The organism is Clostridium luticellarii (assembly GCF_002995845.1).
GTDB classification, from domain to species: Bacteria; Bacillota; Clostridia; order Clostridiales; family Clostridiaceae; genus Clostridium_B; species Clostridium_B luticellarii.
Window position 1 is genome coordinate 1 of sequence record NZ_PVXP01000046.1, and the last position, 26,530, is coordinate 26,530.

General features: G+C 36.1%; 24 protein-coding genes. All 24 read right to left on the reverse strand.

From position 1 onward, the window contains the following. Positions 1-100: 100 nt before the first annotated feature. On the reverse strand, positions 101-1,186 hold the full coding sequence (recA, locus tag CLLU_RS13145) for a recombinase RecA (RefSeq protein WP_106010243.1): 1,086 nt from the start codon (positions 1,184-1,186) through the stop codon (positions 101-103). 187 nt (positions 1,187-1,373) lie between these two features. Beyond that, positions 1,374-1,961 (reverse strand): CDP-diacylglycerol--glycerol-3-phosphate 3-phosphatidyltransferase, encoded by a 588-nt coding sequence (pgsA, locus tag CLLU_RS13150; RefSeq protein ID WP_106010244.1) that lies wholly within the window; start codon positions 1,959-1,961, stop codon positions 1,374-1,376. After that, complete coding sequence (rimO, locus tag CLLU_RS13155) at positions 1,945-3,285, reverse strand: 30S ribosomal protein S12 methylthiotransferase RimO (RefSeq protein ID WP_106010245.1); 1,341 nt, start codon at positions 3,283-3,285, stop codon at positions 1,945-1,947. The genes pgsA and rimO overlap by 17 nt, the downstream gene beginning before the upstream one ends. A 237-nt stretch (positions 3,286-3,522) precedes the next feature. Then, on the reverse strand, positions 3,523-5,787 hold the full coding sequence (locus tag CLLU_RS13160; RefSeq protein WP_106010246.1) for an FtsK/SpoIIIE family DNA translocase: 2,265 nt from the start codon (positions 5,785-5,787) through the stop codon (positions 3,523-3,525). Between the two features lie 318 nt (positions 5,788-6,105). After that, positions 6,106-6,786 carry a ClpP family protease gene (locus CLLU_RS13165; RefSeq protein WP_106010247.1) on the reverse strand — a complete coding sequence of 227 codons (681 nt, stop codon included), beginning with the start codon at positions 6,784-6,786 and terminating at the stop codon, positions 6,106-6,108. A gap of 59 nt (positions 6,787-6,845) precedes the next feature. Beyond that, positions 6,846-8,051 carry an aspartate kinase gene (gene dapG / locus CLLU_RS13170; RefSeq protein WP_106010248.1) on the reverse strand — a complete coding sequence of 402 codons (1,206 nt, stop codon included), beginning with the start codon at positions 8,049-8,051 and terminating at the stop codon, positions 6,846-6,848. Between the two features lie 82 nt (positions 8,052-8,133). Then, entirely contained in the window at positions 8,134-8,406 is a 273-nt protein-coding gene (locus CLLU_RS13175; protein WP_106010249.1) for a YlmC/YmxH family sporulation protein, read from the reverse strand. 103 nt (positions 8,407-8,509) lie between these two features. Continuing rightward, entirely contained in the window at positions 8,510-9,808 is a 1,299-nt protein-coding gene (locus tag CLLU_RS13180; protein WP_106010264.1) for a M16 family metallopeptidase, read from the reverse strand. A 162-nt stretch (positions 9,809-9,970) separates the two neighbouring features. Continuing rightward, positions 9,971-12,097 (reverse strand): polyribonucleotide nucleotidyltransferase, encoded by a 2,127-nt coding sequence (locus tag CLLU_RS13185; protein ID WP_106010250.1) that lies wholly within the window; start codon positions 12,095-12,097, stop codon positions 9,971-9,973. A gap of 73 nt (positions 12,098-12,170) precedes the next feature. After that, on the reverse strand, positions 12,171-12,434 hold the full coding sequence (rpsO, locus tag CLLU_RS13190; protein WP_106010251.1) for a 30S ribosomal protein S15: 264 nt from the start codon (positions 12,432-12,434) through the stop codon (positions 12,171-12,173). Between the two features lie 133 nt (positions 12,435-12,567). Continuing rightward, the gene (locus tag CLLU_RS13195) at positions 12,568-13,485 is read right to left on the reverse strand and encodes a bifunctional riboflavin kinase/FAD synthetase (protein WP_106010252.1); all 918 of its coding nucleotides are present in this window, start codon (positions 13,483-13,485) and stop codon (positions 12,568-12,570) included. A gap of 2 nt (positions 13,486-13,487) precedes the next feature. Next, complete coding sequence (gene truB / locus CLLU_RS13200) at positions 13,488-14,366, reverse strand: tRNA pseudouridine(55) synthase TruB (RefSeq protein ID WP_106010265.1); 879 nt, start codon at positions 14,364-14,366, stop codon at positions 13,488-13,490. After that, positions 14,366-15,328 carry a DHH family phosphoesterase gene (locus tag CLLU_RS13205; protein ID WP_106010253.1) on the reverse strand — a complete coding sequence of 321 codons (963 nt, stop codon included), beginning with the start codon at positions 15,326-15,328 and terminating at the stop codon, positions 14,366-14,368. Before CLLU_RS13205 ends, truB begins: the two co-directional genes overlap by 1 nt. Next, positions 15,315-15,680 (reverse strand): 30S ribosome-binding factor RbfA, encoded by a 366-nt coding sequence (gene rbfA / locus CLLU_RS13210; RefSeq protein WP_106010254.1) that lies wholly within the window; start codon positions 15,678-15,680, stop codon positions 15,315-15,317. Before rbfA ends, CLLU_RS13205 begins: the two co-directional genes overlap by 14 nt. A 23-nt stretch (positions 15,681-15,703) precedes the next feature. Continuing rightward, positions 15,704-17,779 carry a translation initiation factor IF-2 gene (infB, locus tag CLLU_RS13215; RefSeq protein WP_106010255.1) on the reverse strand — a complete coding sequence of 692 codons (2,076 nt, stop codon included), beginning with the start codon at positions 17,777-17,779 and terminating at the stop codon, positions 15,704-15,706. A 126-nt stretch (positions 17,780-17,905) separates the two neighbouring features. Beyond that, positions 17,906-18,175: an RNase P modulator RnpM gene (rnpM, locus tag CLLU_RS13220; protein WP_106010256.1), complete on the reverse strand. Its 270-nt coding sequence runs from the start codon at positions 18,173-18,175 to the stop codon at positions 17,906-17,908. A 21-nt stretch (positions 18,176-18,196) separates the two neighbouring features. Next, positions 18,197-19,309 (reverse strand): transcription termination factor NusA, encoded by a 1,113-nt coding sequence (gene nusA / locus CLLU_RS13225; RefSeq protein WP_106010257.1) that lies wholly within the window; start codon positions 19,307-19,309, stop codon positions 18,197-18,199. A gap of 18 nt (positions 19,310-19,327) precedes the next feature. After that, entirely contained in the window at positions 19,328-19,777 is a 450-nt protein-coding gene (gene rimP, locus CLLU_RS13230) for a ribosome maturation factor RimP (protein ID WP_420536050.1), read from the reverse strand. Positions 19,778-20,099: 322 nt separating this feature from the next. Then, the gene (locus tag CLLU_RS13235; RefSeq protein ID WP_106010259.1) at positions 20,100-21,077 is read right to left on the reverse strand and encodes a dipeptidase; all 978 of its coding nucleotides are present in this window, start codon (positions 21,075-21,077) and stop codon (positions 20,100-20,102) included. Between the two features lie 33 nt (positions 21,078-21,110). After that, complete coding sequence (locus CLLU_RS13240; protein WP_106010260.1) at positions 21,111-21,863, reverse strand: ABC transporter ATP-binding protein; 753 nt, start codon at positions 21,861-21,863, stop codon at positions 21,111-21,113. Next, the gene (locus tag CLLU_RS13245; protein WP_242977627.1) at positions 21,863-22,822 is read right to left on the reverse strand and encodes an ABC transporter ATP-binding protein; all 960 of its coding nucleotides are present in this window, start codon (positions 22,820-22,822) and stop codon (positions 21,863-21,865) included. Before CLLU_RS13245 ends, CLLU_RS13240 begins: the two co-directional genes overlap by 1 nt. A gap of 12 nt (positions 22,823-22,834) precedes the next feature. After that, positions 22,835-23,716 carry an ABC transporter permease gene (locus tag CLLU_RS13250; RefSeq protein ID WP_106010261.1) on the reverse strand — a complete coding sequence of 294 codons (882 nt, stop codon included), beginning with the start codon at positions 23,714-23,716 and terminating at the stop codon, positions 22,835-22,837. A 16-nt stretch (positions 23,717-23,732) separates the two neighbouring features. After that, on the reverse strand, positions 23,733-24,737 hold the full coding sequence (locus tag CLLU_RS13255) for an ABC transporter permease (protein WP_106010262.1): 1,005 nt from the start codon (positions 24,735-24,737) through the stop codon (positions 23,733-23,735). A 90-nt stretch (positions 24,738-24,827) separates the two neighbouring features. Continuing rightward, positions 24,828-26,399, reverse strand: a complete 1,572-nt coding sequence (locus CLLU_RS13260) for an ABC transporter substrate-binding protein (RefSeq protein WP_106010263.1) — start codon at positions 26,397-26,399, stop codon at positions 24,828-24,830. Positions 26,400-26,530 lie beyond the last annotated feature (131 nt).

Sequence of the window (26,530 nt, forward strand, 5' to 3'; positions counted from 1 at the left end):
GTATACATCTTATTCCATATATATTTGTCACAATTATGCATACATATATATGGACAAAATTTCAGAATTATTATTTTGTGATTTTATAACATAACTTATATCATATATCTAAATGTTTCTGTTCTTCTTTTTTTGCCTCTGTTTTGCTGTCCTTCTCATTTTTACCCTTGGATGAAGGCTTTTTTAATTCAGGTAAATTATATTTTTTTCTTATTTTACCTTCTATCTCAAATAAAATATCAGGATTATCCTTTAAAAATTGTTTTGCATTTTCTCTTCCCTGACCAAGTCTTGTTTCTTTATAGTAAAACCAGGAGCCGCTTTTCTGTATTAATTCTTCTTTGACTCCCACATCCAGTACATTTCCCTCTCTTGAAATGCCCTGATTGTACATTATATCAAATTCAGCCTGTTTAAATGGTGGTGCCACTTTATTTTTCGTAACTTTCACTTTGGTTCTATTACCAACTATTGTATCGCCCTGTTTAATGGCATCGGATCTTCTCACTTCCATTCTTACGGAAGCATAGAACTTCAATGCTCTTCCTCCTGGAGTAATTTCAGGATTTCCAAACATGACTCCAACTTTTTCTCGCAATTGATTTATAAATATAGTTACACACCTTGACTTATTTATAAAAGATGTGAGTTTTCTAAGGGCCTGAGACATAAGTCTTGCCTGGAGACCTACATGGGAATCACCCATTTCACCTTCTATTTCAGCTTTCGGAACTAGTGCTGCCACTGAATCCACCACCAACACATCTATGGCATTGGATCTCACCAGTGCTTCTGTAATTTCAAGAGCCTGTTCTCCACTGTCAGGCTGAGACACAATTAAGTTTTCTATGTCAACTCCCAGGTTTTTTGCATAAACCGGATCCAGTGCATGTTCTGCATCTATGAAAGCTGCTGCACCACCAGATTTTTGAGCTTCTGCAATTATATGAAGAGCAACTGTGGTCTTACCTGAAGATTCAGGGCCAAATATCTCCACTACCCTTCCTCTGGGCACACCTCCAATGCCTAATGCTATATCCAGATCAAGACATCCTGTGGAAACAGCATCTACATTGAGCACGCTATTTTCCCCCAACTTCATCACTGCGCCCTTGCCAAACTGTTTTTCTATTTTATTCATAGCAGATTCTATAGCCTCTAATTTTTCATTACTTAAGTTTCCCAAAGGATCACTTCCTCTCTTATACGAACGAATGTTCTAATCAGATTATATACCATACATTTTCTCCCGTCAACAAATTTAATCAATTATTTTAAAACATATGCAAAGCACAATTCATTCTGTTCAAAAATTATCTTTCAATATTCTAATTATGGACATATAAATGCATTTTAATCAAGAAATAATTATCTCATCTATCCGGTCTCAGCACCTCCTTATTTTTCACAAAATAATCTATACCGGAAATCAGAGTCATAATTATTGCTACAGCCATACTAATGTCAGTAACCCAATTTAAAATTAAATGGGGATGACTTAAAAAACTTTTCAATATTCCCAGAGATACATGATTGTAATTTAAATTTACAAGTGCAAGTATTATGGCCACTATCTGGGTTACAGTTTTAGCCTTGCCCCATGGGCTGGCAGCTATGACATTCCCCTCTGCCGCTGCAATAGCCCTAAGTCCAGTTACCGCAAACTCCCTGGCTATTATTATCATTGCCACCCAGGTTGGTATTATATGATATTCAACCAAAGATACAAGTGCAGCCGTTACTAAAAGCTTATCTGCCAGAGGATCCATAAATTTCCCAAACTTAGTAATTTGATTTCTGCTTCTTGCTATATATCCATCCAATTTATCTGTTACTGAAGCCAATACAAAAATAGCTATGGCAATGATCTTTCCAAAAGGCATATCCTTTATTGCCATAAAAATCAAAAAGAACGGAATCAACAGCATTCTAAGTATTGTAAGTTTATTCGCTAAATTCATCACATACAACTCCCAACAAATCATATTCAATACTATCAGTTATTTTGACATAAACCATAGTACCTATTTGTAAATCTTTTCTGGATTTTATATATACAAGTCCATCTATATCCGGAGCCATTGTATAATTTCTTCCATACCATAAATCATTTTTTCTGCCTTCCACCAGAACTTTATAAACATTTCCAATTTTCGCTTTGCCAGCTGTTTCAACAATTTGCTGCTGAAACAGCATTAATTCGCCTTCCCTTGCGGATTTTATTTCTTCAGGAACCTGATCCTTCATTGTAAAAGCCGGGGTTCCTTCCTCCCTGGAATATTTAAACACTCCCATATTTTCAAATTTCATCAGTTTTATAAAATCCTTAAGCTCTTGAAAATTACTTTCGGTCTCTCCAGGAAATCCAACTATTATAGTAGTTCTAATTGAAATTTCCCTGATCTTCTCCCTGAGCTCATCTATAAGCTTTATTATGTCCGCTTTTCTTCCTTTTCTTCCCATGAGTTTTAATATGTCATCACTTATGTGCTGAAGTGGTATGTCTATGTAATTGCACACTTTGTCATTTGAGGCAATTTCATCTATAAGCTCATGAGTTATGTCTTCAGGATAGCAATAGAGCAGTCTAATCCATTCTATTCCGCTGATTTCTGATATTTTTCTAATAAGTTCCGGCAACATTTTCTTACCATAAAGATCAATTCCATATCTAGTGGTATCCTGAGCGATAAGTATTATTTCCTTAACCCCCTGTAGAGCCAGTGCATTACATTCCTCAATTAAACTCTCCATGCTCCTACTTCTATATTTTCCTCTAATTTTTGGAATTATGCAATAGGTACAACAATTATCACAGCCTTCTGCAATTCTTAAATAAGCTCTGTAAAAAGGCGTAGTAAGAATCCTTTTGCCTTCATTTATATTGGAATCACTGTAACCACAATTATAGATTTTATCGCTTTTATTTTCAATACATTTCTCTATACTTTCATTTAATTTGTCATAATCATTTACCCCAAGCATTACATCTATCTCCGGCAGCAGTGACATAAGTTCCTTACCATATCTCTGGGCAAGACATCCTGTCACCACCAAAAGCCTGCAATTAAATTTTTCCTTGTAATTTGATGCCTGAAGTATGGTATCTATGGATTCCTGCTTGGCAGCTTCTATGAAACCACAGGTATTCACAATTATTATATCGGCCAATTCTAAATTTTCCACCAGGGTATACTTCCTTTTAACATTGCTCAATATTATCTCAGAATCCACCCTGTTTTTATCACAGCCTAAACTTATCAGCCCAACTTTCAAATTATTCACTAAATTTCCTCCTGTTAGATCTTTTTAATATTCAATATTAATATACGTTAAATTAATCTTTATATCAAGTTATTCTTAGGTGCAGATGACACTGCATTGCAAATATCAGAGTTCAGAGAACAAATATATTATTAATGAAGATTTTCGGTCAATCCGAAAATCCACCAAAATTGATATTTGAACTTTTCACTTTTTACTTTAACTGTGCATTGTCAATTATCAATTGACCAATTGTATTCAATCCTTTCTGTCAACAAGTACCTTCCTGGGTTTACTCCCGTCCTTTTTTGATATTATCTCTCTTTCCTCCATCTGCTCTATTATCCTGGCCGCCCTGTTGTATCCCACTCTGAGCCTTCTTTGAATCAGTGAAGTAGAAGCTTGTCCCGCATCTATTACAACTCTGATGGCCTCATCTAAGAGTTCATCACAATCATCATCGGCTTTAACTGCATTTGTATCTATCTGCTCTATTATCTCATCTTCATATTGGGGTTCACCCTGCCTGTTCTTTATGTAATCCACCACTTTTTCCACTTCATTTTCCGATATAAAGGCTCCCTGTATTCTCATGGGTTTTGCCTCTCCTACAGGGTAGAACAGCATATCTCCTTTTCCAAGCAATTTTTCGGCACCACTGCTGTCAATTATAGTTCTGGAGTCAATCTGACTGGATACTGCAAAAGATATTCTGGAAGGTATATTGGCTTTTATAACTCCCGTAATTACATCCACAGAAGGCCTCTGCGTGGCTATGACCAGGTGCATGCCGGCAGCCCTGGACATCTGAGCAAGACGTCCTATGTAATCCTCTACCTCATTGGGACATACCATCATCAGATCAGAAAGTTCGTCAATTATTATGACTACAAGTGGAAGTTTGCTCTCTACCTCTCCATTTTGAAACAGTTCATTATACCCCTCTATATTTCTCACACTATTATCTGCAAAAAGTTTGTATCTTCTGTTCATTTCCTGCACAGCCCAATTCAAAGCCCCTGCTGCTTTTTTTGGATCCGTGACCACGGGTATGAGCAAGTGCGGTATTCCATTGTACACACTGAGTTCCACCACTTTAGGGTCCACCATTAAAAATTTCACATCTTCAGGTGAATATTTATACAGCAAACTCACTATCAAGGTATTTATACACACACTTTTACCTGAACCTGTGGCACCTGCTATGAGCATATGTGGCATTTTTGTAAGATCCGATACTATACAGTTTCCGCCTATATCCTTTCCAAGACAATAGATCAGCTTTCCCTTTGAGTCCATAAACTCCCGGGATTCTACAACCTCCCTTAAATATACCGGCGTGAGTTCCTTGTTGGGAACCTCTATACCGATGGCTGATTTTCCGGGTATGGGAGCTTCTATCCTCACTCCAGAAGCTGCAAGCCCCAGTGCTATATCATCAGATAGATTCACAATTTTGCTCACTTTGATTCCAGGGCTCGGCTGAAGTTCAAATCTGGTTACAGAAGGTCCTCTGCTCACCTGTAGAACCTTCACATCCACTCCAAAACTGGCCAGTGTTTCCTCCAATTTATTGGCACTGTTTATCAATCCCTTTTTATCCTGTTTATTCAGCTGGGACTGTATATTCTGCTTCAACAGATCAAGAGGTGGAAATTTGTATATGGGGATCATATTTTTCTGACTCTCCGTCATTTTCTTCTCCAGCTCTTCGTTTATAGAATTTGTCTTGCTTTCTACAGAATCATCCCTGGTTTCCTTAATACTCTCCTGGCTCTCCCTGCCATCCAAAATTTTATTCATGTCATTCTCTTCTTTGGGGTCCGAGGATTTCATGAAATCCAGTATCTTTATCCTGTTGTTTAAATTTTTTATAAAATTGGCCTTTTCATTTTCTCCTGCATCATTTTTATCATCTTCAATTTTTTTGTCAGATGATTTATTGTTTTCTTTAATCTTAATATCTTCACCGGTATTTTTTTTAGAAAAAAACATCTTCAATTTATGTAGTAAATCATAAATGGTAACTCTGCTCATAATTATAAACGAGATTATATAAAGAGCCGAAAATATAATATAACTTCCAAGATCTCCAAATAATTTATATAAGGGCACATCAATCAGAAAACTTATTATTCCGCCGTGAAACACAGTATTGGATTCATATAATTTTTTTATACCTAAAAATAAACTATGCTGAGAGTAATACTCCGGCATCAGGTACATCTGCATAAACAGCAGAGTGTTTATAATAAAAAGAAGAATACCATAAAATTTTTTGCTGAAATTTATTCTGTTCTTTTTTATGATAAGACAGCATCCTATAAATATTATAAGTACGGGAAATATATAACATCCCAATCCAAATACAGCTATCAAAAGGTTTTTTACAAATCTTCCAATTATTCCAGAAGAAGAAGGAGAAAACACACTTATTATCATAAGCAGCCCCAACGTAGTAAGCAGTATACCCTTTATATCCCTATCAAAGACATATTCCTTCTTTTTTTTGCCTCTAGACATAATACACCAACCTTCCTCAATATGCAAAACATTCAAGTGCAGCCGACATCTGCTGTCTCAACTTTAAAGGAATTATAAATACCAATAAATGACAGTCTGGTTACAAAGGAGAAAGTTCCCTAATAAATATTCTACATTGCCTTTCTTTTTCCTCTAATAATCTTATCAAAAGCATAAGGTGCAGAATTCAAAGCTCTTCATTATTCAGTATTTTCACTTTAAATCTTAGCAATAGTAGCCATAGGATGAATCCTATGGCAAATTTCAAGGAGCCTGTAAAATTTTTACTTTTTATTTGAGAGATGGGAAAAATTAGAATCATTTAATCATGCTGTTTATTTTTCTGACAGCCTCGCTTATTCCACCCACTTCATCAATTAATCCCTGCTGTACTGCCTGTTTGCCAATCAATATAGTACCCATGTCATTTAACAGCTCATCGGTTTGAAGCATCAATTTCGTCAATCTCTCCTCAGTTATTTTGGACGTCCTTATGATGAATTCATTTATTCTATCCTGCATTTTATTAAAATACTCAAAAGTCTGTGGAACCCCAATCACCATTCCAGTCATTCTTATAGGGTGAACAATCATGGTTGCCGTAGGAGATATAAATGAATAATCAGATGATGTAGCAAGAGGTACACCTATTGAATGCCCCCCTCCTATAACGAGAGAAACCGTAGGCTTACTCAAACTTCTTATCATCTCCGCTATGGCAAGACCTGCCTCTACATCCCCGCCCACAGTGTTTAAAACCACCAGCAGTCCTTTTATACTGCTGTCATTCTCAACCTCAATCAAGTTAGGTATTACATGTTCATATTTGGTAGTCTTTGTTTCAGAGGGCAGTGTCACATGCCCTTCTATCTGTCCTATTATGGGAAGTATCTGAATGGGACTATTATTTTGCTGGGGCATATTTGTAATACCCAGCTCTTTTATATTTTTAAGCTGACTATTGTCTTTATGCACTTCGCTGTTTATTTTATCTGACATTCCAATCTCCTCCTTAAACAATCATATCTTATGCATTTAAGGAGATTCATATACGCTTTTTACTTTCCGCCCAGCAGAAATTCTCTGTGAAGAGCATTTATAGCCCTGTCTGCTTTACTGCTTTCCACAAGACACCATATTGTAGTATGGGAATCGGCAGTTTGAAGCACCTTTATATTTTCTCTAAAAAGTACTTTCAATATTTTTGCAATAACCCCTGGCACACCTCTCATACCGCTTCCGATAAGAGCTATTTTAGTACACTCTTTTATGGCGGAGTAGTGGATTCCAAGGTTTTTCATAACTATTTTAAAATTATCCATATCTCCCTTGTCTATAGTAAAAACTTCCTCATAGGGAAATACATTTATAAGATCTATGCTTATAAGGCTGTTGGCCAGTTCATCCAGCAGAGTGTAATAATTTTCAGAGTTCTCGTTTTCACTGTATTTAATCGTTATCTGCACTCTTTCATCCATGGACGTTATACCATTTATAACATTACCGGATGATTCCGCTGTGGAATTAGTTATTACGGTGCCCTTACCATCATTCAGTGTATTTTTTACAACCAGAGGTACATTTCCATTCATAGCTATTCTTACAGCTCTTGGATGTATTACCTTTGCACCCTGATCCGCCATCTGGAACACCTCATTATAACTTATCTTTTCAATTAACGAGGCATCTGACACTATTCTTGGATCCGCCGTCATTATCCCATCCACATCTGTATATATTTCTACGCACTCAGATTTTAAGGCAGTACCGAGAAGTGCTGCCGTAACATCACTTCCCCCTCTTCCCAGCGTGGTTACATACCCACTTTCAGACACTCCCTGAAAACCTGCAACTACTGGAATCTTTCCATTTTCAAGTATGCTCAGGAGTTTATCTTTCTCCACCTTTAAAACAGAAGCATCATTGTAATTGTCATCGGTAATTATACCTGCCTGTCCTCCTGTTAGAGGAACAGCCTCCAATCCCAATTTCAACAGTTCATCTGAAACAACCACAGCACTTATGACCTCTCCACAGCTCATAAGCAAATCCGTACCCAAAGGGCTGCTGGATTTAAAATCACTGCTTATAAGAGAGAGCAGTGTATCTGTGGCATAGGGCTGACCCTTTCTGCCCATTGCCGATACCACCACCACCGGTGAAAAACCTTTATCCCTGGCTTTTAATATTTTATTTACCACTCTGGTTCTTCTCTCATGAGTAGAAACAGAAGTTCCTCCAAATTTTTGAATTAGTATTCTCATCTCAATCCTCCATGATTTGTACTTATAATACAATATATATTATAAACTTTATCAATTATGGTTCAAATGTTTATTGATTATATCAATGCAGTTTTTTGAGATTTTTTTCTTCCACATCTATTATAATTGTTTTAGCTCCTATTTTCTTAACATATTCCCAGGGAACTTCTATAAATTCATTTTTACCAAAAATACTAAATTTAGTTTTATTATCACTTAAAACAAGTATCTCCAGATTTCCTGCCGAATTAACTATTATGTCATTATTTCCCAGGTAATTGTACCTGTTGCCGTCATTCACATTTATGATTTCATATCTTTCCATTTCACTGTAATATTTTACATTCTGATCCACAGTAATAACCCCCCACAGTATTTTTTATACAATATACTAAATACTATGAAACACATATTACACTTATTACATCAAGTGAGTTTTAGGTTCAGACAGAGTTTGCCTATAAAAGAGTTTTCCTGGAGTCCGGAAAAGGTTTTATTTCCTTATCCAACAGGTTTCTTACAAGCTCCAGATCTACATTATCACCCACAAATGCAGAGTTTACTATTCCTCCGCAAAAAGTATTTTTCATTACCCTGGATATTGTATCTATATCTATGCTGTCTATCTTCTTTATTATATCCTCAGGGGTATTCAGTTTATTCGTAAACAACAGTGATTTGCCATTGTTGAACATTCTGCTGCTTATGCTCTCCATACCCAATATGTAACTGCCTTTTAGCTGCTCTTTAGACTTTCTCAATTTATCGGATGCCACACCGGTTTTTGAAAACAATTCCAACTCATCTTTTATCCTTTCGATTACATCATAAACATATTTTGCATTTAATCCGGTGTATACGGCAACCACTCCATTATTGTTGAAGGAAGCCACATAGGAATAAATAGAATAACAAAGTCCTTTCTCCTCCCGTATTTTTTGAAACAGTATGGAAGAAGCTCCTCCTCCATAAATATTATTCAGCAGCAAAAGTGGATATATATCATCACTGCCACTTTTTACTCCCTGTATTCCAAGGCTCAAATGAAGTTGTTCTATATTCTTTTCCCTGGAGAGATGATTGTTCAAAAACTTTGGAAAAGAATACTGGGTTATGATTTTATTTTCTCCACTCCAGTTTTTGAAATACTTATCTATCAATTCTTCAACTTTTTTCAAATTCACATTGCCTGCTATGGATATCACAGAATTTTCAGGTATATAATGGGAATCCACATACTCCAGCAGCTGTTTTCTATCAAAAGATTTTACAGTATCAATATTTCCCAATATAGGAAGGGATATGGAATCTTCCCCCCACATAGCCCTGCTGTGGAGATCCGACAGTACATCTTCCGGCAGATCTTCACTCATATTTATCTCTTCAATTATGACACCTTTTTCTTTTTCAATATCTTCGGATAAAAACTTGCTGTTAAATAACATATCGGCCAAAACATCTACCGCTAAATCCAGGTGAGAATCCAGTACTTTTGCATAAAAACAAGTAGCTTCCTTTCCAGTAAAGGCATTCATCTGGCCACCCACATTCTCTATGCATTCAGCTATTTCAAGAGCTGTCCTGTTAGATGTTCCCTTAAAAAACATATGTTCAATAAAGTGAGAAATACCATTGTTATATTTTTCTTCATTTCTAGAGCCGCTTTTTACCCAGATGCCTATACTTACAGAATTTACATAATCTATATTTTCTACCACTACTCTTAGTCCATTATCTAATTTAAATACATTATACATTTTTTGCTGCTGAAATACCAATATTATACAGCAGAAGTTTTCACCTCTTTCACATAAACAATTTAATCCAATACTAAAATTACCCTTAAAAGATATATTTATTCTCACAATACGCAAAAATTCTATTAAAAAATAAAAAGGCACCTAAGCCCTTCTATTTTACTATTTTGCTTTTGAATCTTTTACCTTTGAATCTTTTTTCTCAGAATCCTTTATGGCATCTTTTCTGGAAAGATTTATTCTGCCCTGGTTATCTATATCAGTTACTTTAACCAATATCTTATCTCCTACAGATACTACATCCTCTACTTTATTTACCCTTGTAAAATCCAATTTCGAGATATGAACCAATCCTTCTTTTCCTGGAAGTATTTCAACAAAAGCACCAAAATTAGTTGTTTTAGTAACTTTCCCCAGGTATATCTCTCCTACCACTACTTCTTTAGTAAGATCATCTATTATTTTCAACGCTTTTTTTGCACTTGCAGTGTCATCTGACATGACAAATATTTTCCCATCTTCTTTTATATCTATTTTAACTCCAGTTTCAGCTATTATCTTGTTTATAACCTTTCCTCCAGCACCTATGACATCTCTTATCTTATCAGGATCTATAGACATAATAAACGTCTTTGGAGCATATTTAGATAATTCAGCTCTTGGTTCAGGAATGCAGTCATGAATCTTTTGAAGTATGAATAATCTAGCTGTCCTCGCTTTTTTAAGGGTTTCTCTTATGCAATTTTTAGACAGTCCATGAATTTTTGTATCAAACTGAATTGCTGTAATTCCCTTTTCTGTTCCTCCAACCTTAAAATCCATATCGCCAAAAAAATCTTCCAATCCCTGTATATCAGTCAGTATCTCCTCCCGAGACATATCTTCACTGGTTATAAGTCCCATGGCTATTCCCGCTGCAGGTCTTTTTATGGGAACACCTGCATCTAAAAGAGCCAATGTACTTCCACATATACTTGCCTGGGAAGTTGACCCGTTAGAACTCAATACTTCAGACACCAGTCTTATAGTGTATGGAAATTTATCCTCACTTGGTATAAGCGGTTCCAGTGCTTTTTCAGCCAGAGCACCATGTCCTATTTCCCTTCTGCCAGGACCTCTCAGCGGTCTAACCTCACCTGTGCTATAAGACGGGAAATTATAATGATGTATATATCTCTTGGACTCTTCTAAGCTCACCCCATCCAGTATCTGAACATCTCCTAAGGATCCCAGGGTTGCTACAGTCATAACCTGGGTCAGACCTCTTGTGAAAAGTCCAGTACCGTGAGTTCTTGGAAGAATCCCAACTTCACAGCTTATAGGCCTTATTTCATCAAATGCCCTGCCATCCACTCTTTTATGCTCTTTTAAAAGCATATTTCTGACTATTTCTTTTTTTATTCTGTAAACCACATCGGAAATATCAGCTTTATTGTCAGGGTACTCCTCTGAAAATTGCTCATCCAATTTTCCATCCACGTCATTTAGAGCTTCATTTCTCTTATCTCTGTCTTCTACATACATGGCATTCTTTATCATATCAAATGCAAAATCTCTAACTTTTTCCTCTATAACTTCATCCACTTTATACAATACAGGCTCAATTTTGTCCTTACCATATTTTTTAGTGACCTCTTCTTGAAATTCTACTATCTTTTTACACTCTTCAAATCCATACATTATACCGTCATACATTACATCTTCCGGTATCTCATCTCCCCCGGCTTCCACCATCATAACTCTGTCCTTAGTGGCACAAACTGTGAGGTTCAGACTGCTTTTCTCTCTTTGCTCCAGTCCCGGGTTTATTACAAATTTACCATCTACCAATCCTACAGACACTGCTCCTACCGGAGTAGTAAAAGGAATACTTGACATGCAAAGGGCCAATGAAGCTCCATTTATAGCCAGTATGTCAGGTGCATTATCCTGATCCACGGACAATACGGTACACACCACCTGCACATCATTTCTATACCCCTTTGGAAACAGAGGCCTAAGAGGCCTATCTATTGCCCTGGCATGAAGTATGGCCTTTTCTGTTGGCTTTCCCTCCCTTTTTATAAAACCTCCTGGTATTTTACCGACAGAGTACAACCTCTCCTCATATTCTATACTTAAAGGGAAAAAATCCACTCCTTCTCTCGGCTTATCTGAAGAATTTGCATTGATTAAAACCACTGTATCTCCATAACTTATAAACATGGCACAATCAGAAAGTTTTCCCACTTTGCCATAATCAACTTTTAGAGTTCTTCCTGCTACAGTAGTTTGAATTATTTCACTCATTAAAAATATACCTCCTCCCAATAGATTCTAATTTTGTTAAAATAATAGAGCGGCAAAAGCCCGCTCTTAAAGATTATTTTCTTAAATTTAATGCCTTAATAATAGTACGATATCTTTCGATATCCTGCTTGATTAAGTAATTAAGCAGACCTCTTCGCTTACCAACCATCATTAAAAGACCTCTTCTTGAGTGATGATCTTTTTTATGGATCTTAAGATGATCATTTAAATGATTTATTCTCTCAGTAAGCAATGCTATCTGCACTTCTGGAGAGCCCGTATCTCCTTCATGCCTTGCATATTTTTTCATTATTTCTTCTTTAACTGCCTTTTCCATTTTGCTACACCTCCAATTGTTAATCCCCTCTATTCCAAGAATAACGTTGGCAAGTCGAAATTCTTAGCATAAGGATCACGTCTGTAATTATAGCAAATAAAATTAGTATTGTAAATTAATTTTAAAAATTAATTTAATTTTTTTCACTTACATATCTTCTGTCCGCTTCCAACTGATTGGCTAATTCAGTTAAATTGTCGAACTTTACCTCATCTCTAATTCTTTCAATAAAATATATCTTTATGTTTTTATCATATACATCTCCACTAAAGTCCAGTATATTGGTTTCAATGCTGAGTTTGTTGTCATAGGTGGTGGGATTATAGCCTACATTGGTTATTCCTTTGAATTTCACTCCATTTAGTTCCACCTTGGTGTAGTATACCCCACCTTTAGGGATGACGAATTTTTTATCATAATCCAGATTCACTGTGGGAAAACCAAGTTTTCTCCCCAGCTGCTTTCCATGTATTACCTTTCCCTGTATCATAAAAGCTCTTGTCAAAAGTTTGTTTGCCTTTTTCATATCCCCTTCATCTGCTATGATATTTCTTATAATGGAGCTGCTTACTATTTGTCCCCTATATTTTATCGAATCTATGACACTCAAATGAAATTTATATTTCTCGCTGAGTTTTCTCAATAAATTTACATCTCCCAGATTTTTATATCCAAATCTATAGTTGAATCCAACCACAAAACCTCTGGCTCTATAGTTATTTAAAAGATGAATTACAAAATCCTCCGGAGACATTCTCATAAAATCTTCATTGAAGTTTGCCATATTTATTATGTCCAGTCCTGCATTTTTCAATACATCTATCTTAGACTCGTTATCCATTAAAATTTTAGGTGCTAAATCAGGGTTTATAGTCATAAGAGGATGATTTTTAAATGTAAATACCATACTCTTTGCCCCATTATTTCTGGCAAGTTCTATGGTTTTATTTATAAGGCTCATATGCCCCAGATGAAGTCCGTCAAAACTTCCCAATGCTATATATGTACTTTCAATAAAATTTTCTTTAAAATTATCTTCTATAATTTTCATAATCAATTACCTCTAATAAACATCTTAACCATCTTAAATTCAAAACTTTTACGCATACCCAGACCTATAAATTTATTTTTATCTATATAAACCCTGTATAATTTATCCTGAAGCACATTATTTAAAAATATTTTATTCCTTATGGGAATTCCGTTGAGAATATTTTTCATGTATGCATCTTCAATTACAAGCTGGGGATACTGCTCCAGCGCATCATCTACGGGAACAATATACCGTGATATATTTTCAGCATTTAAATTCTCCAGATCAATTGAATCTGAAATGTGGAAATTTCCAGTGGACACTCTTTTCAAATCCCACATAATAGCTCCGCAATTCAATTCATTCCCAATATCATGGCAGAGACTTCTTATATATGTTCCCTTGGAACATTTTACCTTGAATACTACATAAGGCAGCTTCATGTCCATAATTTCTATAGAATATATAATGATCTTTCTTTTTTTCCTCTCCACTTCCACTCCCTGTCTTGCCAGTTCATAGAGTCTTTTTCCCCCTACTTTTATGGCAGAATACATGGGAGGCAGCTGCTCAATTTCACCCTGAAAGCTCAAAACGGCATTCTCTATATCCCTTTCACCCAAGTTGAAATCCAAAGTTTCCATTACAGTACCTTCTCTGTCATAGGTATCTGTCCTGACTCCAAGCTTCATGCAGGCCAAGTATACCTTGTCATTCTTCATTATATAGTCCACAAACTTGGTAGCTCCTCCAGTACATACCGGAAGTACTCCAGAAGCAATTGGATCAAGAGTACCAGCATGACCTACTTTTCTGCTTTTCGTAAAAAACTTAATTTTTCTAACCACATCAAAAGATGTAATGCCTTTGGGTTTATTTATATTTAAAATTCCATCCATCATATTAATTCTTTTTCAATTTCCTCCAACAGCATACTTCTCGCTTCATCCATAGTCCTGTTAGTCAGTTTAAGTCCGCTTGCCCTTATATGTCCTCCCCCTTCAAAAGTCTCTGCCACCTTTCTCACGTCAACTTTTGACTTGGATCTAAGGCTTACCTTTATTCCATCTTCCACCTGTTTAAAGAGAATTCCCACTTCCACCGTATCTATTTTCATCCCTATACTTATAATATCGGAGGTATCTATCTGTGAATCCATTCCAACCTGTGAAAGCATATCCTGTGTGATTTTTATAATACAGATTTTGTCTTTTACAAGCTCCATACTTTCAATTGCCTTCCCATACAGCTTTATTCTCTGAAACTTTTTGTTTTCAAAAATAGTTCTGTGAATTTTACTGAAATCTATACCTGTATTTATCAAATCCCCCGCTATGGCATGGGTCACAGCGGTGGTGGCACTATATCTGAAAGAACCACTGTCCGTAATTATGGAAGTATAAAGGCACTGGGCCATATCTTTATCTACATCTACACCCAAAAGCTTGATCATTTGATATACTATTTCTGCCGCAGCAGCTGCATTGGTATCCACATAATTCAAATTACCATACAGCTCGTTTGTCATGTGATGGTCTACATTTATTATTGTATACCCTCTGTTTTCAAAATCCAATTCTGCATTTATTCTCTTTACATCTCCACAGTCCAGTACTATGACGCATTGAATATCTTTCTCAACTTGAAACTTTTTTCCGTCTATTTCCTCACTGCAGGGTAAAAATCTAAAGTCCTCCGGTATTTTTTCTTTTGAGAGAATTTCAACTTTCTTTCCCATCTTTTTCAGTCCTTGAAATAGCGCCAGTGAACTCCCCAGTGAATCCCCGTCAGGAGAAGAATGAAAAGTAATTGCAATATTTTTGTATTCCTTTATCCTGTCAATTATATCATTCATCATCATTTTTTTCATTCTCCTTTATTTTATGGAGGATCTCGTCTATATGCATTCCATATTCTATGGTATTGTCAAGTTCTATAATTATCTCAGGAGTATTCCTAAGCTTTATCCTATGGCCGATTTCTCTTCTTATAAATCCCTCTGAATTCTTGAGTGCATCAAAGGTACTTTCCTTTGACTTGTTTTTTCCATAGATACTTACATAAACCCTGGCATATTTCTGATCTCTTGTAACATCAACTTTTGTAACACTCACCATAGCAGTTACTCTTGGATCTTTTATATCATCCCTTATTATATTGCTTATTTCCTTTTTCATCTCTTCATTTATTCTTCCGGTTCTATAGTTAGCCACAAAATATCACCTCTTATTCATAACTATAACTCTTTTTTCTTAACTTCTTCCATGACATAATCTTCAATTATGTCCCCTTCTTTGATATCATTGAACTTCTCAATGGAAAGACCGCATTCATATCCCTCCGCAACTTCCTTTACATCATCTTTAAATCTTTTTAAAGACGCAAGCTCAGATTCAAATATAACTATTCCATCTCTTATTACCCTCGCTTTAGAATTTCTTACCATTTTGCCTTGAACTACATAACAGCCTGCAATAGTTCCCACATTGGATATCTTGTAGGTCTGCCTGATTTCAGCTTTTCCAAGCACTGTTTCCTTGTAATCCGGTTCCAGCATTCCCACCATGGCAGCTTTTATATCCTCTATGGCATTGTATATAACCCTATAAGTCTTTATATCCACAGCTTCTTTTTCAGCAGCACTCTGTGCATTTACATCAGGTCTTACATTAAAACCTATTATTATGGCATTTGAAGCTGAAGCCAGGGTTACATCTGTTTCATTTATAGCTCCAACAGCTCCATGTATCACCCTCACCTTCACCTCTTCATTGGAAAGCTTTTGAAGTGACTGTTTTAGTGCCTCTATGGATCCCTGTACATCTGCTTTTACTATTATGTTAAGTTCTTTTACTTTTCCCTCTTTTATCTGATTATATAAATTCTCCAATGAAACTTTATGAGTTGACTGAAGATACTCTTCCCTTATTTTTTGTTTTCTCTTGTCAGCTATCTCTCTAGCAGTTTTTTCATTTTTGACCTGATGAAATCTATCTCCTGCTGCAGGTACTTCAGAAAGTCCAAGTACTTCCACTGGAATAGAAGGTCCCGCTGATTTTATCTTCTTTCCCTTATCATCAAACAGTGCCCTTACCCTTCCGTAGGTATTTCCCACTATAATGGAATCCCCCACGCGAAGCGTTCCATTTTGAACCAACAGGGTGGCAACGGCCCCTCTGCCCTTATCCAATTTTGCTTCTATTACGGTTCCCTTTGCATTTCTATGTGGATTTGCCTTAAGCTCCTGCATTTCAGCCGTCAAAAGTACCATCTCAAGCAGTGTATCAATACCCTCTTTCGTATGTGCGGACACAGGTATGCATATGGTATTTCCTCCCCAATCCTCAGGTACTAAATCATACTCCGTCAATTCCTGCTTTACCTTGTCAACATTGGCTCCAGGCCTATCTATCTTGTTTATAGCCACCACCATAGGCACATCTGCAGCTTTGCAGTGACTTATGGCCTCTGCAGTTTGGGGCATTATTCCATCGTCTGCTGCCACAACCAAAATAACTATATCCGTAATCTGTGCTCCTCTGGCCCTCATTGCAGTAAATGCCTCATGACCTGGAGTATCAAGAAAAGTTATTTTTTCATTGTTTATATTGACAGTATAAGCACCTATGTGCTGGGTTATTCCTCCTGCCTCGGTGGCAGTCACCTTTGATTTCCTTATAGCATCCAGAAGTGATGTCTTACCATGATCCACATGCCCCATTACAGTTATGATGGGAGGCCTTTTTTCCAGATTGATCTCCTCATCTTCTTCATCCTCCTGCTCTACTGCTTCCTTATCCACATCTCTTTCTTCCTTCAATACAGTTACATCAAATTTTTCACCCAGTTTCTGGGCCGTGTTGAAATCTATCTCCTGATTTATAGCCGCCATTACTCCCATGAATATAAGCTGCTTGATAACCTCTGTAGAAGGTTTGCCTATTTTTTCGGAAAATTCTTTTACGGTTATGGTATCTTCTATCTTTATACTCTCCTGTGAATCTTCATTCTCTGAATCTTCTTTCTCCTGCTTGCTGTCTTTTTTATTTATTTCCTTATTGTTTCCACCTTTATTATTATGCTTATGAGGTTTTTTATTCTTCTGATCCTCTTTTCCGTCCTCTTCATCGTCTTTATCCTCTTTATCTTTACTTTCTTCCATAAATTCCTTGATAAGCTCTGCATCTTCATCCTCTATTGCGCTCATGTGATTTTTTACCTTCACTCCAAATTCCTCTAGCAGCAGCTCAATTAATTTTTTGCTTGATATATTTAATTCTTTTGCCAATTCATAAATTCTTATTTTTGACAAATTCTTCACCTCCGAAACTAAAGCTTCTCAATTTTTCCCAGCAAATCAATATCATGTTTTACCATTTTATTATATCCCTCTTAAAACTTTCCTGCATCTTTGCCCCATATCATAAATTATAAAAAACTATTGATTACTCTCTATCTGTTCTCTCAAACGGTCATATAAGGTTTCATCTATCTGTATCTCAAGATTTTTTTGAAGTCTTTTGTTCTTAAAAGCCTTCTCAAGGCATTGAATATTTCTGCATATATAGGCACCTCTGCCATTTTTCTTTCCAGTTGGATCCACAGAAACTTCCCCTTCTTTATTTTTTACTATCCTTATAAGTTCTTTTTTGGGTTTCATCTCCATACATCCTGTGCACATTCTCTTGGGAATTTTTTTTTGTTTCATATATACATCACCTCAACCACTTTATTCATCTTCGCCTGTACTTTCTGTACCTTCAGGTTCTACAGGCAATTCTTCCTCTTCATGTTCTGGTTTTGCCTGAGATTTACTTTTTATATCTATTTTCCATCCTGTAAGCTTAGCCGCCAGCCTTACATTCTGACCTTCCTTGCCTATAGCCAGCGACAGCTGATTGTCATCTACCACAACTTGTGCAAATTTCATATCTTCATCCAGAGTAACATCCAGAACTTTAGCAGGACTAAGTGCATTGGCTATATACTCTTCAGGAAGCTTACTCCATTTTATTATATCTATTTTCTCATTTTTAAGCTCATTTACTATATTTTGAACTCTTATTCCCTTTGGTCCAACACAAGCTCCCATGGGATCTACATTTTCATCACTGGAATGCACTGCAATTTTTGTCCTGGAGCCTGCTTCCCTCGCTATGGATTTTATATCCACAGTTCCATCAAATATTTCAGGTACTTCCAGTTCAAAAAGCCTTTTTATAAGTCCCGGGTGAGTTCTTGATATTACAATCTGAGCTCCCTTTGTAGTGTTTTTGACTTCTACAATATATAATTTAAGTTTATCGTTGAAATTATACTTTTCCCCTGGCATTTGCTCGTTAGGTCCAAGTACAGCTTCTGTTTTTCCAAGATCGATGAGCACATTGTTTTTGTCTTTCCTTATGACTGTACCTGTTATCATGTCCTCTTCCTTTTCTGCAAAATCATTATATATTATTCTTCTTTCCTCTTCCTTTATCCTCTGAATAACCACCTGTTTTGCCGCCTGGGCAGCCACTCTCCCAAATTTTCTGGGAGTTACCTCCACATTTACTACATCACCTATATTATAGTTTGGATCCAGCTGCTTTGCATCTTCTTCACTTATTTCACTGACTTCATCATTAACTTCTTCTACCACATTTTTTTGGGAATACACATGGATTTCTCCATTTTCCCTATTCATAGTAACCTTAACATTTTGGCTGTTTACTCCATGTCCCATATAATTTTTCTTATAGGCTGCAACCAGTGCATCCTCTATAGTTGTGAACAAAAGATCCTCACTTATCCCTTTTTCCCTTACTATTTCTCTTAAGGCTTCTATAAATTCCTTATTCATTTTTTAACATGCCCTCCCTTAAACATCACCTTTTAAATTTACAGCAGAAACTTTCTCTCTGGGGATAACCACATCCCCCTCCTCACAACCGATTGTCAATTGATCCTGATCAAACTTTAAAAGCTTTCCTTCATATTTTTTCTTACCTTTCAAAAGTCCAAGTATACTTACCTTTACATCATATCCAGTATATCTTTTCAGATGTTCATCTGTATAAAGTGTCCTTTCAATGCCCGGCGATGAAACTTCTAAATAGTACGGATCCTTTATGGGATCTTCTCTGTCCAGTATATCGCCTACCGCTCTGCTGACTTTTTCGCAATCTTCCAATGATATATTTCCCTGCTTTTTATCTATATATATTCTCAAATAATTATTTTTTCCCTCTTTTTTGAATTCCAGATAATATAGCTCATACTCCATCTGGTTCACTACAGGTTCTATAAATCCCGCTACTTTTTTTGTCAAGGCACTTCCTCTCAATTTAAATCCTCCTTTATTTACAACTTAATAAATTCATAGTTCACAACCCACAATTGGTGAAAATTTTCAGCTGCACTGAAAATCAACAGGATCCGGCGGCAGAACTTTGATATTTAAATATGCTCTTGAGTTTAAGAATCACTTTATAATTTAAAAACGCAACTTTCGCTGCGTTTTTTACAAATAGAAAGAGCGGGTCCAAACCCACTCCTACATATCATGCTAACTTCTGTAGATTTAACATTTTCATTCTAACATATTGTATCCTTTATTTCAAGAAAAATCATCTAAATAAATTTGAAGCAGATTATCCAAGCACATCTCGAACTACACGTTCCATGTTCTCATGTGATATTTTATCCAATTCTTCTTTATTATATCCTCTTTTCTTTAAAATATTTAATAAATTAGGTATTCTGGAGGCATCTTCTATACCTTGGGTTTTTATATAATCCTCATCTTGAAGTGAAACAAGGGTCTCTGAGTCCAGATAATCTCCAAAATCAAATCCAAAGCCCACATGATCTACTCCCACCAAATTCACTATATAATCTATATGATCCGCAAGTTTTTCAGCAGTGGGGCTGTCCTTATCCACAAAATCCACCCAGGAATTAATCCCTATAACACCATTTCTATCAGCTATGGCCCTTATCTGATCGTCTTTCAAATTTCTGGGATTTCTACACAGTTTGTATACATTAGAATGTGAAGCTATAAAAGGCCTGGTGGTGTTTTCATATATATCCCAGAATGTTTTTTCATTTCCGTGGGACACATCAACTATCATACCCAATTTTTCCATCCTTTTTACTACCTTTATGCCAAGAGCTGTAAGTCCTCTGTCAGTATGAATACTTTTTACTCCCGTAGCAAATGCATTTTCACGGTTCCAGGTAAGCATAGCATGTCTCGCTCCAAATCTGTACATCACATCTATCAGATCCGGATTATCTTTAAAGCCATCAACACCTTCAATGCCAATTATTACAGCAAGCTTGCCCTTTTTATTTAACTCAACCATATCACCATATTTATATACAATTCCAGCACAGTCCTGCATATCTTCTATTTCCTCTGAGACTGCCCCCATTATTTGAAGCATTCTCCACGTACAATCTTTGTTAAAATAAAGAGGCTCTATCCATATTCCCATAATTGAGGCCCCCACATGACCCTTATTCAACTTATCTATATGATAATTTTTTATTACATTTTCTTCACCCTTCAGACGTCTCACCGTTACATCTGTAAATATATCAGAATGTGCATCAAAAGCTTTCATTTTACCTTACCTCCATTGTGAAGTCACTTATCTTCAACCCAGTATACTTGAGATCAACTTTTTTGTATAGTCATGCTCCGGACAGTCAAATATCTGCTTTGAATTTCCCATTTCAACAAATTCACCTTTGTACAAAACCCCCACCCTGCTGCTTATATATTTAACTACAGCCATATTATGAGAGATAAACAGATAAGTCATATGCTTTTCTCTTTGAATATCCTTTAAAAGATTTAGAATCTGTGCCTGAACTGACACATCCAGTGCAGAAGTAGGCTCATCCAGAATCAATATCTCAGGTTCAGTGATTATAGCCCTTGCAATAGCTATTCTCTGCCTCTGTCCTCCTGAAAATTCATGAGGATACCTGTCTAAATGCTGCTCCTGAAGGCCCACACTTTTTATAAGCTTCACCAGGTTTTCCCTGGATCCTTTTTCCCGCCTAATTTCCTTTGGAAAAGCCAGAAGAGGTTCTGAAACAATGCTTTTTATAGTCATCCTAGGATCTAAAGAAGATCGTGGATCCTGGAATACAATTTGAATTTTACCGTATTCATTACAATTATATTTATTATTTTTCCAAAGTTCTTTTTTCTTAAAAATCACACCACCCGATGAAGGAGAATGAATTCCCACAATTATGTTGGCAATTGTAGACTTACCCGATCCAGATTCTCCAACGAGTCCAAAGGTTTCACCCTTATATAACTCAAAAGACACACCTCCAAGTGCAGTAAATTCCCCGAATACTTTTTTCAATTCCTTAACTTCTAAAATACTCTCCATTATTTCTCAACCTCCCAACAATAAAATGAATGACTTTTGGAAGATTCTTTTTTTAACGGAATCTTTTCGCCGCATATTTTTGCCTTACTCGGGCATCTTGAATAAAATATGCAGCCTGGGTCCCTGTATCTGAGATCAGGAACTTCTCCCTTTATTTCCTGAAGTCTTACATTTGAGTCAACCTTGTCCGGAAGTGCATTTAAAAGAGCCCTGGTATAAGGATGTTTCGGATCTTTAAGTACTTCATCAGTATATCCTCTTTCTAAAACCTTGCCCCCATACATGACACAAACTTTGTCACTTACAGATCTTACCACACTGAAATCATGTGTAATCAATAAAATTGCAGTATTGCGTTTATTCACAAGTTCCTTCATCAAATTCAATATCTCGGCCTGGATAGTTACATCCAGGGCAGTGGTAGGTTCATCTGCTATGAGGAGTTTAGGCTCATTTGACATTGCAAGAGAAATAACTATTCTCTGCCTCATACCTCCTGAAAGTTCATAGGGATATTTATCTGCCACTTCTTCGGGATTATCAAAGTGGACATCCTTCAGGTTGTTGAGCATTATTTCCCTGGCCATGTCCTTAGACATCCCTGAATTTTGAATTATTACATTCAAAAGTTGCTTTCCCACCTTCATGGTAGGATGCAGGGCTGTCATAGGTTCCTGAAAAACCATGCCTATTTTTTTACCTCTATAGCTCTGTATTTCCTTTCTATCCAATTTTAAGAGATCAGTATTTTCAAATAATATTTTACCACTTTCAACATTGGAATTTTTGTCCAGAAGCCCCAGTATTGAATAGGCTGAAACGGATTTTCCGGATCCGGATTCTCCTACTATGGAAAGTATTTCACCCTCATTTACTGAAAAAGACACATCATCAAGTACATGAACTTTTCCTTCAAATGTATCGAAAGATATAGATAAATTTTCTACATTTAGCAACAAAACATTTTCCTCCTATCTTGAAGATTTAGGGTCAAGCACATCTCTCAGGCCGTCCCCTATGAGATTGAATCCAGTAGAAGCCAAAAATACTGCAATTCCAGGGAAAGTAGGATACCACCACTGCTCAAGCATATATTTAAATCCCGTACTTATCATAGTTCCCCATTCCGGTGTAGGTGGTTTTGCCCCAAGCCCTAAAAATCCAAGGGTTGCCACAAGTAAAATAGTATCTCCCAAATCCAAAGTGAGCTGTATAATTATTGGAGTTATGGAATTGGGGATAATGTGCCTGAATATTATATATATATTGGATAATCCGAAGGTGCTGGCTGCCTTTACGTATAAATTATTCTTTACAACCAGTGCCTCTCCTCTTGCCAGGCGTACATATACTGGAATTTTTACAATGGCAATAGCAAACATCACATTAAATAAGCTGGAGCCAAGGGTAGCTGCTAAAACCATCGCCAATATCAGAGTTGGGAACGCCAGCACCATATCCATTATTCTCATAACTATTTGATCTACATATCCTCCAAAATATCCACAGACAGATCCTATGAAGGCTCCTATTATTCCAGCTGCCACCACCACACTTATTCCAGTGGTGAGCGATATCCTTGTACCATAAATTACTCTTGTAAAAATGTCTCTTCCTACTTCGTCTGTACCAAACAGGTGCTTTGCACCCGGTTCCTGAAATCTTTCCAATATATTCATCTGAGTCGGATCATAACTGGTTACATAGGGTGCAAAGACAGCTAGAAGTGCCATCACTACTATTATGGAAAACCCCAATATTGTCATGGGATTCTTTTTTATCTTGTATAAAATCACACTCTTATTTTTAACTTTTCTATTTGCAGTTTCACCGGATTCTATTTCTAATTTCATAGATGCACCTCTCCTTCTAACCTCTAATTTGCGGGTTTAAAATCATGTAAATAATATCAACTGCCAGATTTATGAGTACATACCCTATTACAATTATAATAGTGAAGCCCATGATGGAGGGAAAATCCAGGAAGGAGATGGAATCAACTACATATTTCCCCATTCCAGGCCAATTAAACACAGTCTCGGTCACTACAGCTCCCCCTAATAGCCCTCCCAGCGACAGTCCAACAACGGTTATAGTCGGCACCAGTGCATTTCTCAAAGCATAAAATACAATCAAGGATTTTTCCTTAATTCCATTTGCTCTTGCAGTTTTTATATACTCCTCATTTAAAACCTCGATCATGCTGGATCTGACCTGTCTGGTAATTGTGGCAAGCTGTGCATAAGACAAAACTATGGCAGGCAGTATAAGATGCCTCAGGCTGTCTTTAAATACTTCCATGTTTCCCTTGAGTAAGCTGTCCACAGTTATAAGTCCTGTAATATTTGCATTAAACGTAACACCCAGGGATAATCTGCCTGACGAAGGAAGTAAATTTAATTTGGAATAAAATATAAGTATTAAAATAATTCCTCCCCAAAATGCTGGAATTGAAACTCCACCTATACAAAAAATTCTTCCCAGATAATCAAATACTGTATTCTGCTTTATACTTGTTAAAATTCCCAGTGGAATTCCCACTATGAGAGCTATCAGGAATGCATATAAGACAAGCTCCAGAGTAGCCGGAAAATAAACTGCCAGATCCGATATCACCGGCTGCTGTGTCCTTATTGATGTACCCAAATTCCCGGATAAAAGACCTTTCATATAAATAAAATACTGAACTACCAAAGGCTTGTCTAATCCAAGTTGTTTTCTGATATTCATAAGAGTATCCTGCGAAGCTCTTTGTCCAGCCATCATTCTAGCAGGATCTCCTGGAATTACATGAGATAAAAGAAATACTATTAAGCTAACTCCAAAAATAACTAATATCATTAATAAAAGTCTTTTAATAATAATTTTCTTCATATATTTCCTCCTATATAGACTAAATTAAACATTATGTCCAAAATTTTAAAATAACTTATCCTTTTAAAATAGGATAAGTTATTTTATTTTCTATTTACTCATATCCGCCAAATTATATATACCTTCCAGCATTGGATTGTAAACAAATCCTTTTACATTTTTATTCATTGGTAATATAAACTGCTTTTGATATAAATAAACATATGGTGCATCATCTATAACTATTTTCTGTGCTTGATTGTATAGTTCTGTACGTTGAGATCTATCAGTTATAGAAGCTGCTTTTCTGATTAAATCATCTACTGCAGGGTTAACATAAAAAGCTCTATTTCCTGCAAGGCCCTGGTCATTTGAATCAAACCAATAGTTCATAAACATATATGGATCCGCATAATCCGGACTCCAAACGCCCATTGCCAGATCAAATTTTCCTGAATCAAGCATATCTCTCATAGTTGCATAGGCTACTTTGCTTAAATTTACAGTTATTCCAATGTCTTTTAAATTGCTCTGTAATATTAAAGCTTCTTGCTCCCAGTTGGGAAATCTGTCTGAATAAAGTAATGTAAGCTGAACATTGCTTACTCCTGCTTCCTTTAACAAGGATTTTGCTTTTTGTACATTTTTAGTATATTTAAAGGCAGATGGATTATATCCCCATAATCCTTTTGGTACAGGACTCGCTATTGGAGAAGCATATCCATGCATAACTTCGCTTATTATGGAATTATAATCAACAGCATAGCTTATAGCTTGTCTTACTTTTGGATTTTGAAGTGCAGCATTACCTTTTGTACAATTTAAATATACATAATCAACTAACAAACTCGGCTTCTTTACAATTGAAATATTTTGATTACTCTTAAGTTTATCAATTTGATCAATATTTATTCCCTCTGCAATATCAACATCACCCTTTTCAAGTTCCAACCTAGCTGCCGAAGCATCTGAAACCAATTTAAAATATACATCCTTTAATGTTGGTTTTTTAGAATAATTAGGATTCAAAGAAAGGTGTATATAAGAACCCTTTTTCCATTCTGTAAGTTGATAAGGTCCACTTCCATCTGTATGATTAGATAAATAAGTTTGGGCCTTATCACCATTTTGTTCATGAGTCATTACTTTAGGATTAACTATTCCACCATAGTTAGTAGCAAGTGTAGACAAAAATTGTGGAAAAGCACTGTTTAAAACAAACTGAACTGTATACTTATCCGGTGTATTTATAGTTTGTATTACTTTATAGGTATCAGCTGGTCCCTTCTTAACCGCAAGTATTCTTTCAAAAGAAAATTTTACAGCTTGAGAATCAACTTCAGTTCCATCTACGAATTTGTGTCCTTTTACCAAATGAAAAGTCCATGTAAGTCCGTCACTGCTTGTTTCCCATTTAGCTGCAAGTCCAGGTTTTACATCTGTAGATGCACCATTAAATTCAACTAATCTCTCATATGTAGGATAAGTTATTTTAACTGCCATATTATCCATTGTACCTGCTGGATCTAAAGTTCCCATGTCACCGTTAATTGCTACGGTAAGCTTAGTTTTGTCTGCTGAGCTGGATCCATTGGCATCAGTTGAGGAATTTGTGTTTCCGCAGCCCACTGCCAGCAGTGTTAGACAAACTCCTACAAAAACCGCACAAATTTTTTTGTACATTTTACATTCACTCCCTTAAATTATGAATTTATTTTTTTATATAATTTAAATTTTATAATATTGGTTAAAATGATAGCACCATTTTTAAATTTTTGCAATATAATTTTAATAATAAATCAGCAATATTATAA